The 14,433-nt window shown below is 73.0% G+C and carries 17 protein-coding genes and 1 pseudogene; 11 read left to right on the forward strand and 7 right to left on the reverse strand.

The features are described 5' to 3' along the window. The first annotated feature begins 147 nt into the window (after positions 1-147). The 7 genes from AB0P03_RS21135 to AB0P03_RS21165 all read left to right on the forward strand — a co-directional run bounded on the left by AB0P03_RS21135 (position 148) and on the right by AB0P03_RS21165 (position 4,476). Positions 148-567, forward strand: coding sequence for a PPOX class F420-dependent oxidoreductase (locus AB0P03_RS21135; protein ID WP_363584025.1), 420 nt, complete (start codon positions 148-150; stop codon positions 565-567). A gap of 64 nt (positions 568-631) precedes the next feature. Then, positions 632-1,531 (forward strand): aminoglycoside phosphotransferase family protein, encoded by a 900-nt coding sequence (locus AB0P03_RS21140; protein WP_363630216.1) that lies wholly within the window; start codon positions 632-634, stop codon positions 1,529-1,531. A gap of 148 nt (positions 1,532-1,679) precedes the next feature. Beyond that, positions 1,680-2,180, forward strand: coding sequence for a DUF6232 family protein (locus AB0P03_RS21145; RefSeq protein WP_363584029.1), 501 nt, complete (start codon positions 1,680-1,682; stop codon positions 2,178-2,180). After that, positions 2,177-2,500: a hypothetical protein gene (locus tag AB0P03_RS21150; RefSeq protein ID WP_363619038.1), complete on the forward strand. Its 324-nt coding sequence runs from the start codon at positions 2,177-2,179 to the stop codon at positions 2,498-2,500. The genes AB0P03_RS21145 and AB0P03_RS21150 overlap by 4 nt, the downstream gene beginning before the upstream one ends. 114 nt (positions 2,501-2,614) lie before the next feature. Then, a complete protein-coding gene (locus tag AB0P03_RS21155) occupies positions 2,615-3,271 on the forward strand; it encodes a TetR family transcriptional regulator (RefSeq protein WP_363630217.1) in 657 nt (218 codons plus the stop codon). A 61-nt stretch (positions 3,272-3,332) separates the two neighbouring features. After that, the gene (locus tag AB0P03_RS21160; RefSeq protein ID WP_363630219.1) at positions 3,333-4,067 is read left to right on the forward strand and encodes a tyrosine-protein phosphatase; all 735 of its coding nucleotides are present in this window, start codon (positions 3,333-3,335) and stop codon (positions 4,065-4,067) included. Between the two features lie 148 nt (positions 4,068-4,215). Then, a complete protein-coding gene (locus AB0P03_RS21165; RefSeq protein ID WP_363584037.1) occupies positions 4,216-4,476 on the forward strand; it encodes a hypothetical protein in 261 nt (86 codons plus the stop codon). A gap of 87 nt (positions 4,477-4,563) precedes the next feature. Here AB0P03_RS21165 and AB0P03_RS21170 read toward each other — a convergent pair whose 3' ends face one another. Then, a complete protein-coding gene (locus tag AB0P03_RS21170) occupies positions 4,564-5,508 on the reverse strand; it encodes a pentapeptide repeat-containing protein (protein ID WP_363630220.1) in 945 nt (314 codons plus the stop codon). A 160-nt stretch (positions 5,509-5,668) separates the two neighbouring features. Between AB0P03_RS21170 and AB0P03_RS21175 the strand changes: the two genes are divergently transcribed. Further along, on the forward strand, positions 5,669-6,364 hold the full coding sequence (locus AB0P03_RS21175) for a GNAT family N-acetyltransferase (RefSeq protein WP_363630222.1): 696 nt from the start codon (positions 5,669-5,671) through the stop codon (positions 6,362-6,364). Here the strand turns inward: AB0P03_RS21175 and AB0P03_RS21180 are convergent. Both AB0P03_RS21180 and AB0P03_RS21185 read right to left on the reverse strand, forming a co-directional pair. After that, a complete protein-coding gene (locus AB0P03_RS21180; RefSeq protein ID WP_363630223.1) occupies positions 6,295-7,143 on the reverse strand; it encodes an SGNH/GDSL hydrolase family protein in 849 nt (282 codons plus the stop codon). The genes AB0P03_RS21175 and AB0P03_RS21180 overlap by 70 nt on opposite strands. A gap of 134 nt (positions 7,144-7,277) precedes the next feature. Continuing rightward, positions 7,278-7,631, reverse strand: a pseudogene (locus AB0P03_RS21185) (helix-turn-helix domain-containing protein); the annotation flags it as partial. 97 nt (positions 7,632-7,728) lie between these two features. Between AB0P03_RS21185 and AB0P03_RS21190 the strand changes: the two are divergent. Together AB0P03_RS21190 and AB0P03_RS21195 are read left to right on the forward strand one after the other, a co-directional pair. Next, complete coding sequence (locus AB0P03_RS21190) at positions 7,729-8,943, forward strand: pyridoxal phosphate-dependent aminotransferase (protein ID WP_350886403.1); 1,215 nt, start codon at positions 7,729-7,731, stop codon at positions 8,941-8,943. Positions 8,944-8,961: 18 nt separating this feature from the next. Next, a complete protein-coding gene (locus tag AB0P03_RS21195; protein WP_063347058.1) occupies positions 8,962-9,294 on the forward strand; it encodes a YnfA family protein in 333 nt (110 codons plus the stop codon). 99 nt (positions 9,295-9,393) lie between these two features. Here AB0P03_RS21195 and AB0P03_RS21200 read toward each other — a convergent pair whose 3' ends face one another. From AB0P03_RS21200 to AB0P03_RS21210, 3 genes are all read right to left on the reverse strand, one after another. Further along, positions 9,394-11,061 (reverse strand): metallophosphoesterase family protein, encoded by a 1,668-nt coding sequence (locus AB0P03_RS21200; RefSeq protein WP_363371094.1) that lies wholly within the window; start codon positions 11,059-11,061, stop codon positions 9,394-9,396. 195 nt (positions 11,062-11,256) lie between these two features. Next, positions 11,257-11,511 carry a hypothetical protein gene (locus tag AB0P03_RS21205; protein ID WP_063347060.1) on the reverse strand — a complete coding sequence of 85 codons (255 nt, stop codon included), beginning with the start codon at positions 11,509-11,511 and terminating at the stop codon, positions 11,257-11,259. Between the two features lie 150 nt (positions 11,512-11,661). Next, on the reverse strand, positions 11,662-12,066 hold the full coding sequence (locus AB0P03_RS21210; protein WP_350886398.1) for a (2Fe-2S) ferredoxin domain-containing protein: 405 nt from the start codon (positions 12,064-12,066) through the stop codon (positions 11,662-11,664). A 111-nt stretch (positions 12,067-12,177) separates the two neighbouring features. Between AB0P03_RS21210 and AB0P03_RS21215 the strand changes: the two genes are divergently transcribed. Next, positions 12,178-12,528 carry a metalloregulator ArsR/SmtB family transcription factor gene (locus AB0P03_RS21215; RefSeq protein ID WP_063347062.1) on the forward strand — a complete coding sequence of 117 codons (351 nt, stop codon included), beginning with the start codon at positions 12,178-12,180 and terminating at the stop codon, positions 12,526-12,528. A gap of 31 nt (positions 12,529-12,559) precedes the next feature. Here the strand turns inward: AB0P03_RS21215 and AB0P03_RS21220 are convergent, their stop codons facing one another. After that, a complete protein-coding gene (locus tag AB0P03_RS21220; protein ID WP_363584046.1) occupies positions 12,560-14,215 on the reverse strand; it encodes an FAD-binding dehydrogenase in 1,656 nt (551 codons plus the stop codon). Between the last annotated feature and the right edge of the window lie 218 nt (positions 14,216-14,433).

A 14,433-nucleotide genomic window follows, 5' to 3' on the forward strand; every position in this document is an offset into this window, starting at 1 on the left:
TCAGTGCTTTCGCCGTACGCCCTGCATTCTGGCAGGTACCGGGGACAGCTCCCGGCCGCGCCCGGGGCGCCCGGGCGTGGCGCCCTCCGCCCGCGGCCCCAACCAGACTCAAGCAGTGCCCCGTTGCGCCTTCCTACGCTGACGCGCATGGACACCTCCCCCGCACTGGACGCCTCCCGCGCGCCGGACGCCGCCGCCCGGCTGAGCGAACTCGCCGCCGCCAAGTACCTGCTGTTCACCACCCACCGCAAGAACGGCACCCCCGTGCCCACCCCGGTCTGGGTGGCGCGCGACGGCGACGCGCTGGTCTTCACCACCGTCACCCGCACCGGCAAGGTCAAGCGGCTGCGCAACCGCTCCGACGTGCTGGTCGGGCCGAGCGACATCCGCGGCACCCTGCTCGGCGAGCAGGTCCCGGCCACCGCCGTCCTCGACCCCGGCCGCGCGCCCGCCTACCGGAAGCTGCTGCGCCGCAAGTACGGGCTGCTGTGCGCGATCGCACTGACCGCGAACGTACTGCGCTTCGGCAGGGGCGGGACGATCGGCGTGCGGGTCACGCTGAGCTGAGGCCGGCCGTACGCATTCCGGGAATCCGCTGAAGGGCACCGATCCGCGCTGTACGCTGCCGGGCATGTGCGCTGCCACCCGGATGCACCCCGACGGACTGGTCATCGACGCGGCCCTGGTACGGCGGTTGATCTCCGCCCAGTTCCCGGACTGGGTCGGGCTGCCGGTCACGCCGGTCCCCTCCACCGGGACGGACAACGCGATGTTCCGCCTCGGGCCCGAACTCGCCGTCCGGCTCCCCCGGGTGGAATGGGCGGCCGGGGACGTCCGCCGCGAGAAGCAGTGGCTGCCCGCGCTGGCCCCCCGACTGCCGCGGCCGATACCCGCCCCGCTCGCGGTCGGCCGGCCCGCCGCCGGCTACCCCTGGGAGTGGTCGGTGCTCCGCTGGTTCGAGGGCGCCAACCCGGTCGTCGGCGCCCTCGCCGCTCCCGGCGCGCTCGCCCGTGACCTCGCCGCCTTCGTCAACGCCCTGCGCGCCGTCAACCCGGCCGGCGGCCCGGCGGGCCACCGCAGCGTCCCGCTCGCCTCCCGCGACGGCGCCACCCGCGCGGCCATCGCCCAACTCGCCGGAGCGGTCGACACCCACGCCGCAACCGCCCTGTGGGACAAGGCGCTTCGCCTCTCCGAGTACGCCGGCCCGCCCTCCTGGATGCACGGCGACCTCACCCCCGGGAACCTCCTGCTCGACCGGTCCGGCCGGCTCGGCGCCGTCCTCGACTTCGGCCTGATGGGCGTCGGCGACCCCACCGCCGACCTGATCGTCGCCTGGAACCTGCTGCCCGCCTCGGCCCGCCCCGCCTTCCGCGCCGCACTCCACGCCGATGACGCCACGTGGGCCCGCGGCCGTGCCTGGGCCTTCTCCATCGCGCTGGTGACGATCCCCTACTACCGTCACACCAATCCGGGCCTCACCGCCAACGCCCGTCACGTCGTCCGCGAGGTGCTCGCCGACCGCAGCACCTGACCGGCCCCGCTGCCGACCGGGCCCTGATGCTGACCGCGCACCGCCGCCTGACCAGCGGGGCGGCACTCCCGTCGGCACCGTCGGCGGCCGTTGCTATGGTTCTCCCCGCCACTACGGGTAGGGGGACGACTTGGCACGCAGAAGCAGTGTGATCGACGTCAGAGTCAGCCGGCGGGTGCTGTGGGTGGGCGGCGACGCCTATCCGCTCCACAACATCGCCCGGGCCCGGCGGTTCCAGCTGCTGCCGCCCAAGCGCACGCGGGTGATCATCCGGTTCGCCCGGCAGGTGATCGGCCTGCTGGTGGCCACCGCCCTCCTCGGTTCGCTGCTCGGGCGCGGCGCGAACCAGGAGACGACCAAGAACGTGATCGGCCTGGTGGCGCTCGCGCTCTTCGCGGCCAGCCTCTACCGGCTGGTCAAGCGGCTGCAGATGCGCACGGTCTACCAGCTGATCATCGAGACCTCCAGCTCCTCGAACACGGCGGTGGTCAGCCACGACGCCCAGCAGGTCGGCAACCTGATCCAGCTGATCATGGAAGCGATCGACAACCCGCTGGCCGAGTTCGCGCTCCAGGTGGAGAACGTCCACATCGGCGACCAGATCAACCAGTACGGCGACCACAACACCGGGAAGAAGGTCAGTCTGTGAGCGGCGGCATCCACTTCGGGGACTCGGTCACCCAGCACGGCGACCACAACATCGGCATCATCAAGCACCAGGGCCCGGCCGACCCGCAGGCCGCGATGCGCGAACTCATCGCCGCCGTACGCCAGTTGCGCGAGCAGGTGCCGGCCGAGGACCGCGAGGTGCTGGACGAGTCGCTGGCGGACCTGGGCGGCGGGCAGGCCACCCCGCCCGCCACCTTGCGCCGCGCCCTGCGCAACATCTCCGGCGTCGCCGCCCTCGCCGCCGCCGGCGCCCCGGTGGTGGAGTCGATCCGCCGCATCCTGGACTCGCTGAGCTCCTGAACTCCTGAACTCCTGAGCAGCTGATGGCGGGCAGCAGGCGACATCCCACCCGGGGTAAATGTCATACCGGGTCAGAAATCTGCCCGAGTCAAGGCCTGCTGCTAGCCTGACGCCATGAGCGGACTGCGGGAACGGAAGAAGGAACGGACGCGACGGTCGATCTCCGAGGCCGCGATCGCGCTCTTCCTGGAGCACGGCTTCGACCCGGTCTCGGTGGCGGACGTCGCGGCCGCCGCCGAGGTGTCGAAGCCGACGCTGTTCAGCTACTTCTCCACCAAGGAGGACCTGGTCGTCCACCGCTTCGCCGACCACCAGGACCAGGCCGCCGGCGTGGTCCGCGGCCGGGCGGCCGGCGAAACGGTGCTGGCCGCCCTGCACCGGGACTTCCTGGACGGGCTCGCCCGGCGCGACCCCATCACCGGACTGAACGACGACCCCCGGGTCCTGGCGTTCAGCGATCTGGTGTACTCCACGCCGAGCCTGAAGGCCCGGGGCGCCGAATACCTCGCCCGCGCCGAACAGTCCCTCGCCCGGGCGTTGCACGAGGCCCCCGACCTGGCCCCGCCCCGGCGCCTCACCGCCCCCCTCCTCGCCGCCCAGGTCACCGCCACCCAGCGGGTCCTCGCCGAACACAACTGGCACCGGATCCGGGACGACGGCCGGACCACCGACGAACTCCACTTCGAGGCCACCACCAACGCCGACCGCGCCTTCGAACTCCTCACCGCCGGCTACGAAGGCGCCGGGCACCCGGGCCCCACCGGGCGCTGAGGCCCCACCCGGCGTGGAGGCCCCACCGGGCACCGGGGCCCCACTGGTTAGAGTGCCGCGCATGACAACGCGTCAGCTCACCTTCGAACGGCTGCACAACTTCCGCGACCTGGGCGGCCACCCCGCCGCCGACGGCCGGTCCGTCCGCCGGGGCCTGCTCTACCGCTCCGACTCGCTCGGCAAGCTCACCTCGCCCGCCGACCTCGACCGGCTCCAGGCCCTCGGCGTGCGCACCGTGATCGACCTCCGCTACCCCTGGGAGATCGCCGCCAAGGGCCGGGTGCCCGACTACGAAGGGCTCGTCTACCACAACCTCTCGATCGAGCACCGCACCTACGACCAGGCCGAGATCGACCCGGACGTCGACCCCTGGCGCTACCTCGCCGACCGCTTCGCCGAGGTCACCGAGGACGGGGTGGAGGAGATCCGCGAGGCCCTGGAGGTGATCGCCGCCGCCGAGGAGCCCGTGGTCTTCCACTGCGCCTCCGGCAAGGACCGCACCGGGCTCATCGCCGCCCTGGTCCTCACCCTGCTCGGCGTCTCCGAGGACAACGTCGCCGCCGACTTCGCCCTCACCGAGCTGGCCACTCCGCACCTCGTCGCCGAATGGCACGCCGCCCACCCGGGCCGCACCCTCCGCTGGCCCGGCTACGGACGCGCCCCCGAGACGGTCATCCGCCTCGCCCTCGCCGACCTGACCGCCCGCCACGGCTCGGTCGAGGGCTACGCCACCGGCACCCTCGGCTTCTCCCCCGCCCGGACAGCCGCCCTCCGCTCCCGCCTGCTCACGACCTGACCTCGCCCGACGGACCGTCAACGGCCAAGAAGGTGAAGGGAGTTCACTCGAACATAGGTTGACCTAAACATGTCATGTCGCGTTGCCCCCGCCTCCGCCGCGCTGCCAGGATCGGGCCACTGCCCAGACGAACCAACGGGAGAAAACCATGAGGATGCGTTCCGTTCTGCCCGTCGCCCTGCTGGCCGCGGCCGGCCTGTTCGCCGGCGTCAACACCGCCTCGGCGGCGGGGTACCCCGGCTACCAGTGCTTCAAGACCGCAGACCGCGTCGAGTACTGCAGCGACGCCAAGGTCAAGAACCACGCCGCGGGCACCAACTGGATCAAGACCTGCCCGGCCGACGTCGTGGCGCACATGGGCAAGCCGTACATCGCGGCGAAGCGCCCCGACGCCGCGCACAGCTGTTAGCACCAGGCACCGAGCCGTCCGCGGACGGCACCGGGCCCGTCCGGCAGACACCTGCCGGGCGGGCCCGGTCGTCGCGGCGGGCGGCCGCTAGCGGCGGCGCGGGCCGCCCGGACGGCCGCCGCTGCGCGGCTTGCGGGGGCCGCGCGCGCCGGTGGCGGCGGCCACCGGGGCGGAGGCCACCGGGGCGGGGGCCGTGGCGGGCCAGTGGGTGGGCCGGGTGAGGGTGCCCGGCAGGCGGGTGGTGGCGTCGCCGCGGGCCGCGTTCAGCTGGGCCTGGGTGAGGAAGAGGGCCTCGGTGAGGTCGGCGCCGGAGAGGTCGGCGTCGCGCAGATCGGCGCCGACGAGGTCGGCGAGGCGCAGATCGGCGCCGCTGAGGTCGGCGGCGACGAGCAGGGCGCCGCGCAGGTTGGCCCCGCGCAGGTCGGCGCCGCGCAGACGGGCGCCGAAGAGGTCGGCGCCGCGGTGTTCACGGCGGCGGGGGACGGCGGCGCGGACGAGTTCGCTGGCGCGCAGCAGCAGGTCGCTGACCCGCTGCCGGTGGGCGGGGACGTCGACGGCGAGGATCTCCTCGGGGGTGCCGCCGGCGAGCCGGTCGGTCTCCTCCAGGGCCTGCCGCAGGTCGGCGTGGACCGGGCGGGCGGGGGCGTAGCCGAGCGCCTCGGTGAGGTACCAGAGCAGTTCGTGGAGCTGGCGCACCACCGGGAAGACGTCGTACATGGGCTTGGCGTCGGCCGGCGCCTCGCGCCAGCTGCGGCCGCCGAAGGTGACCTGGGAGACGCGCTGCCCGGCGCCGAAGCAGTCGTAGACGGTGCAGCCCTGGAAGCCCCGGTCGCGGAGGCGTTCGTGGATGCCGCAGGTGAAGTCGGTCTGCAGGTTGCGGCACGCGCTGCCGGCGGCCTTGTCGACGGCGAAGTCCGTGCCGGCGCCGAAGGGCAGGGCGACGCAGCAGAGGCCGAAGCAGCTGGTGCAGTCGGAGCGCAGCTCGGTCGGCTGAGCCGCCGTGGGGTGCTGCGGCGGCTCGGTCTCGCGCACGTCGCGTGGTCCTTCCAGCGTGGGCACCGGCCGTCCGGTGCGTCGAACTGCCAAGCCTACTGGGCACTGGCCACACCCGCCCCACCATCGGTAAGGTGTCAACTGGCAGTGCACCTATTACGAGGTGCGCGCCCATCGCATATGGCATACGGGGGTAGGAGTGCAGGACCCGAGCATCAACGAACTCGTCCGGATGTGGATCGCCGGCTGGAGCGTCTCGCGCGGCGCGGCCGAAGCGGTGGACGAGCCCTGGGGCTGGACGATCGACGTCGGCGTGGTCGGCCACGTCGCCCGGCACGTGCTGCCCGAGCCGGCCGAGCCCGACGTCCGCAAGATCGCCGAGGCCACCACCGCACCGGGCACCTGGCTGAAGCTGTTCATCGAGGACGCCGTCGCCCGGCCCTGGCTGGGCCCGCAGTGGCGGCTCGACCAGCCGGGGTACCTGATGACCCTCCCGCTGAGCGCCGAGCGGCCCGAGGTGCCGGCCGGCTACACGGTGACCACCTGGACCCGGGGCGGGACCGTCCGGACCCTGGTCCGCACCGAGGCCGGACACCTCGCCGCACGCGGCCAGGCGGGCCTGGCCGGCCCCGTGGCCGTCCCGGACCAGATCCTGACCGCGCCCGAGCACCGGCGCCGGGGCCTGGGCGCCCTGGTGATGCGGACCCTCCAGAGCGCCGGGCACGAGGCGGGCGCCGACACCGCCGTCCTGGTCGGCACCCCGGACGGCCGGGCGCTCTACACCTCGCTCGGCTGGACCACCCGCTCCTCGATGGCGAGCCTGGTCTACGAGCCCGCGGCCGTGCCCGCCGCCGGGTCCGCCACCGAACCCGGAGCCGAGTCCGGAGCCAAGTAGGGCAGCAGCTCGGCCCGCTTCGGCGGCCGGCCGTCGCCGGAGGAGCGCCCGGTGAGCCGGCGGCCGATCCACGGCCCCAGGTGGCCACCCAGCCAACGGGCGTCGGCGCGCAGCCGCTCGGCCCGGCCGGGCGGGGCGGCGGGCGGCAGCGGGGCGCGCCAGTCGAAGGCGGCGGGGCGGCCGAGCGCCTCCAACACCCCTTCGGCGACCCGGCGGTGGCCCTCGGGCGACAGGTGCAGGCGGTCCTCGCCCCAGAGCCGGCGGTCGTCGAAGCAGGGGGCGGCGAACAGGTCGACGACGGCGACGCCCTCGTCCTGCCCGAGCTCGTGTACGAAGGCCTTCATCCGCAGGATGGCCGGGAGCAGCCGGGCGCTGCCCGCCATCCTGCGGGTCGGGTCGGTGCTGGTGAACAGCACCACGGTGGCGCCGGTGGCGCGCAGTTCCTCGGCGCAGCGGCCGAGCAGCCGCTCGACCCGGGCGATGTCGCAGCCGGGGCGCAGCGCGTCGTTGAGGCCGCCGACGAGGGTCACCAGATCGGCGCCCATCGCGGTGGCGGCGGGGAGCTGCTCGTCGTGGATCTGGCCGATGAGCTTGCCGCGGACGGCGAGGTTCGCGTAGCGGAACCCGCCGTCGCCGCCGTCAGCGCCGGCCTCAGCGGCGAGCGCGTCGGCGACCCGGTCGGCCCAGCCCCGGTAGTGGCCGTCGGGCAGCAGGTCGTCGCACATGCCCTCGGTGAAGGAGTCCCCGACGGCGACGTAACTGCGGTAGGTGGTGGGCACGGGCGGTCTCCGCTCTCCTCCGATGGCTCCGTGGCCCGACGATGCTACGCGCGGCCGGTCCGGGCACCGGCATCGGACCCCGGCACCGGCACCTAACCCGCGACGGGCGCCCCGTCGTCCGCCGTGCGGGGGGTGAACCAGTGCTCGCGGACGGCGTCGGTGGGCCGCTGCTCGCCGAGGGCGGGCAGGCCCCACTCCCCCAGCGCCTCGATCACCGGGCGCAGTTCGCGGCCGCGTTCGGTGAGCTCGTAGACCGTGGCGTTGGCGGGCCGTTCGAGCCGGCGGCGCAGGGCCAGGCCGTCGCCCTCCAGCTGCTTGAGCCGGGCGGCGAGGATGTCGGTGGAGACGCCGGGCAGGTCGGCGTGCAGATCGGTGTAGCGGCGCGGGCCGCCGAGGAGTTCACGGACGATCAGGAGGCTCCAGCGCTCCCCCACCGCGTCCAGGGCGCGGGCGACGGCGCAGTACTGGTCGTAGCTTCGGCGTGACATGCGGATCAGCATAGCCAAAAGGTTGGACTTTCCAAGTGCCAACTTGGTAGAACAAAGCATCAGCAACGATGCGGTGGTGACGGTCGGGAGGCCGCAAGTGGAGTTTCGGCAGTCCAGCAAGCTGAACAACGTGTGCTACGAGATCCGCGGCCCGGTGGTCGACCAGGCCAACGCCCTGGAGGAGGCCGGGCACAGCGTGCTGCGGCTGAACACCGGCAACCCGGCCCCGTTCGGCTTCGAGGCGCCCGAGGAGATCATCCAGGACATCATCCGCAACCTGCCCAAGGCGCACGGCTACAGCGACTCGCGCGGCATCCTGCCCGCCCGCCGCGCGGTGGTGCAGTACTACCAGCAGCGCGGCGTGACCGGAGTCGGCGTCAACGACGTCTACCTCGGCAACGGCGCCTCCGAGCTGATCCAGATGGCCGTCACCGCGCTCGTCGACGACGGCGACGAGGTGCTCGTCCCGATGCCGGACTACCCGCTGTGGACGGCCGTGGTCCGGCTGGCTGGCGGCAAGGCCGTGCACTACCTGTGCGACGAGCAGGCCGACTGGTACCCGGACCTCGACGACATCGCCGCCAAGATCACCGCCCGCACCAAGGCCATCGTCGTCATCAACCCCAACAACCCCACAGGCGCGGTCTACCCGAAGGAACTGCTGGAGGGCATCCTCGACCTGGCCCGCCGCCACCAGCTGATGGTCCTGGCCGACGAGATCTACGACAAGATCCTCTACGACGACACCGAGCACCACTGCCTCGCCGCCCTCGCCGACGACGTCCTCACCCTCACCTTCAACGGCCTCTCCAAGGCCTACCGGGTGGCCGGCTTCCGCAGCGGCTGGCTGGTCGTCTCCGGGCCCAAGCAGCACGCCGCCGACTACCTGGAGGGCCTGACCATGCTCTCCGGCATGCGGCTGTGCCCCAACGTGCCCGCCCAGTTCGCCGTCCAGGCCGCGCTCGGCGGCCACCAGTCCATCAACGACCTGGTGCTGCCCGGCGGCCGGCTCACCGAACAGCGCGACGTCGCCTTCAGGGCCCTCAACGAGATCCCCGGCGTCAGCTGCGTCAAGCCCAAGGGCGCCCTGTACGCCTTCGCCCGGCTCGACCCGGCGGTGCACCGGATCGTCGACGACGAGCAGTTCGTGCTGGACCTGCTGCTCCGCGAGAAGATCCACGTCGTCCAGGGCACCGGCTTCAACTGGCCCCGCCCGGACCACTTCCGCTTCGTCACCCTGCCCCGCGCCGACGACCTGGAGACGGCCATCAACCGCATCGGGCGCTTCCTCGCGACGTACCGCCAGTCCTGACGCCTAGGCTTGCCGGTCATGACCGTCCTGCGTTCCGTCGCCCTGTTCGTCGTCGCCGCCCTCGCCGAGATCGGCGGCTGCTGGCTGATCTGGCAGAGCGTGCGCGAGCAGCGGCCGTGGTGGCTGGCCGGGCTGGGGGTGGTGGTGCTCGGCGGGTACGGCTTCGTCGCGGCGCTCCAGCCGGACAGCCACTTCGGCCGGGTGCTGGCCGCGTACGGCGGGGTGTTCGTCGCCGGGTCGCTGCTCTGGGGCGTGGTCGTGGACGGCTTCCGGCCGACCCGCTACGACGTGGTGGGCGCGCTGGTCTGCCTGGCCGGGGTCGCGGTGATCATGTACGGGCCCCGGCGCTGAGCGCACTGGGCCCTCCACGCACGGGGTTCTCCACGCACGGGGCCCCGGCGTCGAGGTGCGGACTCCTCGACGCCGGGGCCCGGCGAGCCGGTTCGGGGACTACCAGCCCCAGCCGCCGCCCTGACCGTCGTCGTCGTGGTCCGAGTCCCAGCCCTCGCCGACCTTGCGCAGGATCGTGTAGTTGTCGATCTGCGTGCCGTCCTCGGCCAGCGCGGTCACCTTCATGGACGACTTCTGGCCCAGGTGGGCCGGGGTGACGTCGACCTTGATGAAGGAGTAGCCGGTGTAGCGCACCCGCGACCACTGGATGGTCTCGGGGACCTTCACCTTGCCCTTCCCCCAGTAGTAGGTCTTCACCTCGTCCTGGTGGTTCTCGTGCCCCTCGTAGGTGTCCGGCACGTCGAACTTGTACAGGCTGCGGCCGGCCGCGCCCGCGGTCACGTAGACGACGCCGTCCTTCGCCGGCTCGATGGTGGCGCCGCTCGGCACCTGCTTCGAGACCTTGTTGCCGAGGATCGCGTCGGTGCGCTCGTAGATGTGGTTGTGGCCGTTGATGACCAGGTCCACCCGGAACTTCTCGAACAGCGGCACCCAGGCCTCGCGGACGCCGCCCTCGGAGGCGTGCGCGACGGTGGTGGAGAAGGCGCAGTGGTGGAAGAAGACCACGACGAAGTCGATCGTCTCGTCGTTGCGCAGGTCCTTGAGGGTGCGCTCCAGCCACTTGGTCTGCTTGTTCGCCGAGATCCCCAGGTTGGCCGGGATCTCGTAGGAGACGTCGTTGGCGTCGAGCGAGATGACGCCGACGTTCTTGTAGCGGAAGGTGTAGACGCCGGGGACCTTGCGCGGGTCCGGGCCGTTGTCCGGGAGGAAGAAGCGGGTGTTCTCGCCGCCGTACCCGTTGGGCGAGTACCAGGCCTCGATGTCGTGGTTGCCGTAGGCGACCATCCACGGCACGGTCGCCGCGACCGTCTCGGTCTGGACCAGGAAGTCGTCCCAGGTCCTGGCGTTGTACACGGACTTGTCGGGGTCCGTGCCGGAGCCCGCCGGGTCGGCGTAGCAGATGTCGCCGGCGTGCAGGTGGAAGGACGGCTTCTGGGCCAGGATGACGTGGTCGTTGCCGGCCGCGTGCGAGCTGACGCCCTGGTCGCCGAAGGCGGTGAAGGTGAACGGCTCGTAGACCTTGCCCCAGCGGTGGTCGCGGGAGGGCGCGGTGCGGAAGGTGTGCAGGGTGGAGATCTGCTGCTGCGAGGCCGGGTCGAAGCCCTCGTGGCCGACACCGTAGTAGTAGGTGGTGTCGGGGTGCAGGTCCTCCAGCGCCACGTGCAGGTAGTACTGGTCCACCGGCTGGCTGTTCGGGCTCAGCGCCGGGGTGTGCAGGGTGCGGACCTCGGCCTGGAGCTTGTGGCTGAGCTCCCACGGGGTCTTGCCGAAGCGCAGGAACGGCTTCTTGACCGGCGCCGGGACCTGCCAGGAGATGCGGAACTGGGTGTCGGGCTCGGGGCCGAACTGGAGGTGGCGCCCGATCGGCGCGACCAGCGAACCGTCGACGCCGGCCGTCGTGGCACCGGTCAGCAGCTGCGGGCTCGCCGGCGCGGCGAAGGCCGTTCCACTGCCCAGCGCGCCGCCGACGGCGACGGCACCGACGGTCACGGCGCCGGCGCGCAGCATCCGGCGGCGGGAGAAGCGGGCCCGCAGGTACTCGTGCTGCTCGGCCGTGCTCATGCGGTCGGCGAGCTTGGCCGGTACGCCCATGTGAGGGATATCCATGCGCGGGACTCTTCCAGCGGCGCGTTGACCGCACACGGACGCGGGGTGAACGGGCCGCAGCGCGCCGCCCATTCGAACACCAATGTTCGACCATGATCAGGTAAAGAAACGCGCCCGCACCGGGCCGACCCCGGATCATGGCCCCCGCCGGCGGCACGGCCTGAGCCACCGTCGGCGCCGCCGCGGACGGGGCGCTCAGCCGGAGGGCTCGTCCCAGGTGGAGGGGGACCGGTTGCCGGTGCCGTCGCAGGTGCGGCAGATCTCGTCCCGGTAGGCGTGCTTGGCGCCGGTCGCGTCCACCCGGTAGCGGACGTACACCCCGGTGCCGTCGCAGAGGAAGCAGTTGCCGCCCCCGCCGCCCACCTCGGTGGTCCCGGTGCCCTGACAGGTCCGGCAACTGAGACCGGCGGTCCGGCCGGTGCCCGCGCAGATGCGGCAGACCGTCGTCATCGTCGTCCTCCCTGGGCGGAACCGCTGGCAGCCACCGGTCATGCTAGTGGGACCGCCGAGGGCGGCGTCCAGCGGATCCTGCTCGGCCGCCGGATCGGCCAACCCCGCTGCGTCCCAACCGTGATGAGGACGGATCGGCTCCACAGTCCGCTACTCCGCCAGGCCCTCGCGGACCCGGCGGGACACCGAGATCAGCTGGAGGTCGAGCAGTCCGGGCGGGTCGGCCAGCCCGGGGCCGCCCGCGTGCACCCAGGCGGCTATCTCGTCGATCATGTCGTCCGCCAGCACGAAGCCCAGCCAGACCGGACGCCCGCCCGCCGCCCGCCCCTCCCCGGAGGGGCCGACCACCACCACGTTGGACTGGGTGCACACGTCCAGGCACTTGACCGCGCGGACCCGGCCCGCCGTACCCACCGCGGCCCGCAGCCGCTCGTACTGCCCGGCGTGGTCCACCCCCGGGTGCTTGGCCTCGGTGCCGCAGCAGCAGCCCCGGCAGACGGTGACGGTCACCGGGGAGGCGGCCGCCTGCTTGCGGTCCCGGTCTCGGCGGCTCATCGGCTCTGGAACTCCTCCTGGTCACGGGGCACGCTGCACGCGCAGCCTACCTGGCATGCCAAGAACCACTGCCGGGTGCCGGGGTTCGACGGCGGTCCGTAGGATGCCCCCATGGGACACGCGACCACCGAGAAAGCCGTACCGCGGATGCGTCTGGACGCCTCCAACGCGGCCAAGGTCGCGACCACCCTCCAGGCGCTGGCCACCCCGTCCCGGCTGCTGATCCTCGCCGAACTGCGCGAGGGCCCGCGCGCGGCGACCGAACTCGCCGACGCCGTGGGCATGGAGCAGTCCGCCTGCTCCCACCAGCTGCGGCTGCTGCGCAACCTCGGCCTGGTCGTCGGCGAGCGCCGGGGCCGCTCGGTGGTCTACTCCCTGCACGACGACCACGTCGCCGCCCTCCTCGACCAGGCCGTGTACCACGTCGAGCACCTGCGGCTGGGCCTCACCGACGAGCGCTGAGGCCGAACGCACCGACCTCCACCACCGCCCCCTACGCCGTCGCCTCCGCCGCCGCGCGGCCGGCGGTGCGGCCGGAGAAGAGGCAGCCGCCGAGGAAGGTGCCCTCCAGGGAGCGGTAGCCGTGGACGCCGCCGCCGCCGAAGCCGGCGGCCTCGCCGGCGGCGTAGACGCCCGGGAGGGGTTCGCCGTCGGGGCGCAGGACGCGCGCGGAGAGGTCGGTCTCCAGCCCGCCGAGGGACTTGCGGGTGAGGATGTTGAGCCGGACGGCGATCAGCGGGGCGGCGCCGGGGTCGAGGATGCGGTGCGGCGGGGCCACCCGGATCAGCTTGTCGCCGAGGTAGCGGCGGGCGCCGTGGACGGCGGTGACCTGGAGGTCCTTGGCGAAGGGGTTGGCGAACTGCCGGTCGCGGGCCTCGACGGTGCGGCGCAGTTCGGCGGGGTCGATCAGCGCCTCGCGGGTCCTGGCGTTCATGCCGCGGGCGAGGTCGGCGAGGTTGCTCGCGACGACGAAGTCGGGCCCGTGCCGCAGGTGGCTCCGGACCGGACCGGGGGCGCCGGGCAGGGCGCGGCCGAGGACGCCGCGCACGGACTTCCCGGTCAGGTCCGGGTTCTGCTCGGAGCCGGAGAGGGTGAACTCCTTCTCGATGATGCGCTGGTTGAGCACGAACCAGGTGTGCCCGTAGCCGGTGGACATGATGTGGTCGAGCGTGCCGAGGGTGTCGAAGCCGGGGAAGAGCGGGACGGGCAGCCGGTTGCCGCGCGCGTCCAGCCAGAGCGAGGACGGGCCGGGCAGGATGCGGATGCCGTGCCGGGCCCAGATCGGGTCCCAGTTCTCGATGCCCTCGGTGTAGTGCCACATCCGGTCGCCGTTGATGAGGCTGGCGCCGGCGTCGCCGGCGATGCCGAGCATCAGCCCGTCGACGTGGGCGGGGACGCCGGAGAGCAGCTTGGCGGGCGGGGTGCCGAGCCGGGCGGGCCAGGCCTTGCGGACGAGGTCGTGGTTGCCGCCGATGCCGCCGGAGGTCACGATCACGGCCTGGGCGCGCAGTTCGAACCGTCCGGCGGCCTCGCGCGAGCTGGCCTCGCCGCGGGCCGCCGGACTGGGCACCAGCACCTCGCCGGTGACGGTGTCGGTGACGCCCGCGGTGGCGGCCAGGCCGGTGACCCGGTGCCGGAAGCGCAGGTCGACCAGCCCGCGGGCGGCGGCGGCGCGGACCCGGCGGACGAAGGGCTCCAGCAGTCCGGGCCCGGTGCCCCAGGTGATGTGGAAGCGGGGCACCGAGTTGCCCGGGCCGTCGGCGAGGAGGCCGCCGCGCTCGGCCCAGCCGACGACGGGGAAGAACCGGACGCCCAGGCCGTGCAGCCAGGAGCGCTTCTCGCCGGCCGCGAAGTCGACGTAGGCCTCGGCCCAGCGGCGCGGCCAGGCGTCCTCGGGCCGGTCGAAGCCGGCGGTGCCGAACCAGTCCTGACGGGCCAGGGCGTGCGAGTCGCGGATCCGCATCCGGCGCTGCTCGGGCGAGTCGACCAGGAAGAGGCCGCCGAAGGACCAGTGCGCCTGGCCGCCGAGCGAGGCCGCGGGCTCCTGGTCGAGCAGGATCACCTTCCGTCCGGCGTCGGCGAGTTCGGCGGTGGCGGCGAGTCCGGCGAGTCCTGCTCCGATGACGATGACGTCGGCGTCTAGGGCCATGCGCAGTCCTCCGTCGCGGCGAGCGGGACGGCGCGCGCGGGGTGGGCGCCGTCGCTGTGCGCCCGATACTGCGGCCTGCGGTGACGTCCGGTCAACCGGCCGGTAACAACCGACTGCGGCAATTCCGCTCCACACCGTTTCGGAAATGTCCTCGATACACGGCGGAGCGAAATGCGAAATGCGATCTGACGGAATTTCGGAAATTTCCGCGCACGGCA

It is taken from the genome of Kitasatospora sp. NPDC088779 (genome assembly GCF_040685395.1).
In the GTDB taxonomy this organism is placed as follows: Bacteria; Actinomycetota; Actinomycetes; order Streptomycetales; family Streptomycetaceae; genus Kitasatospora.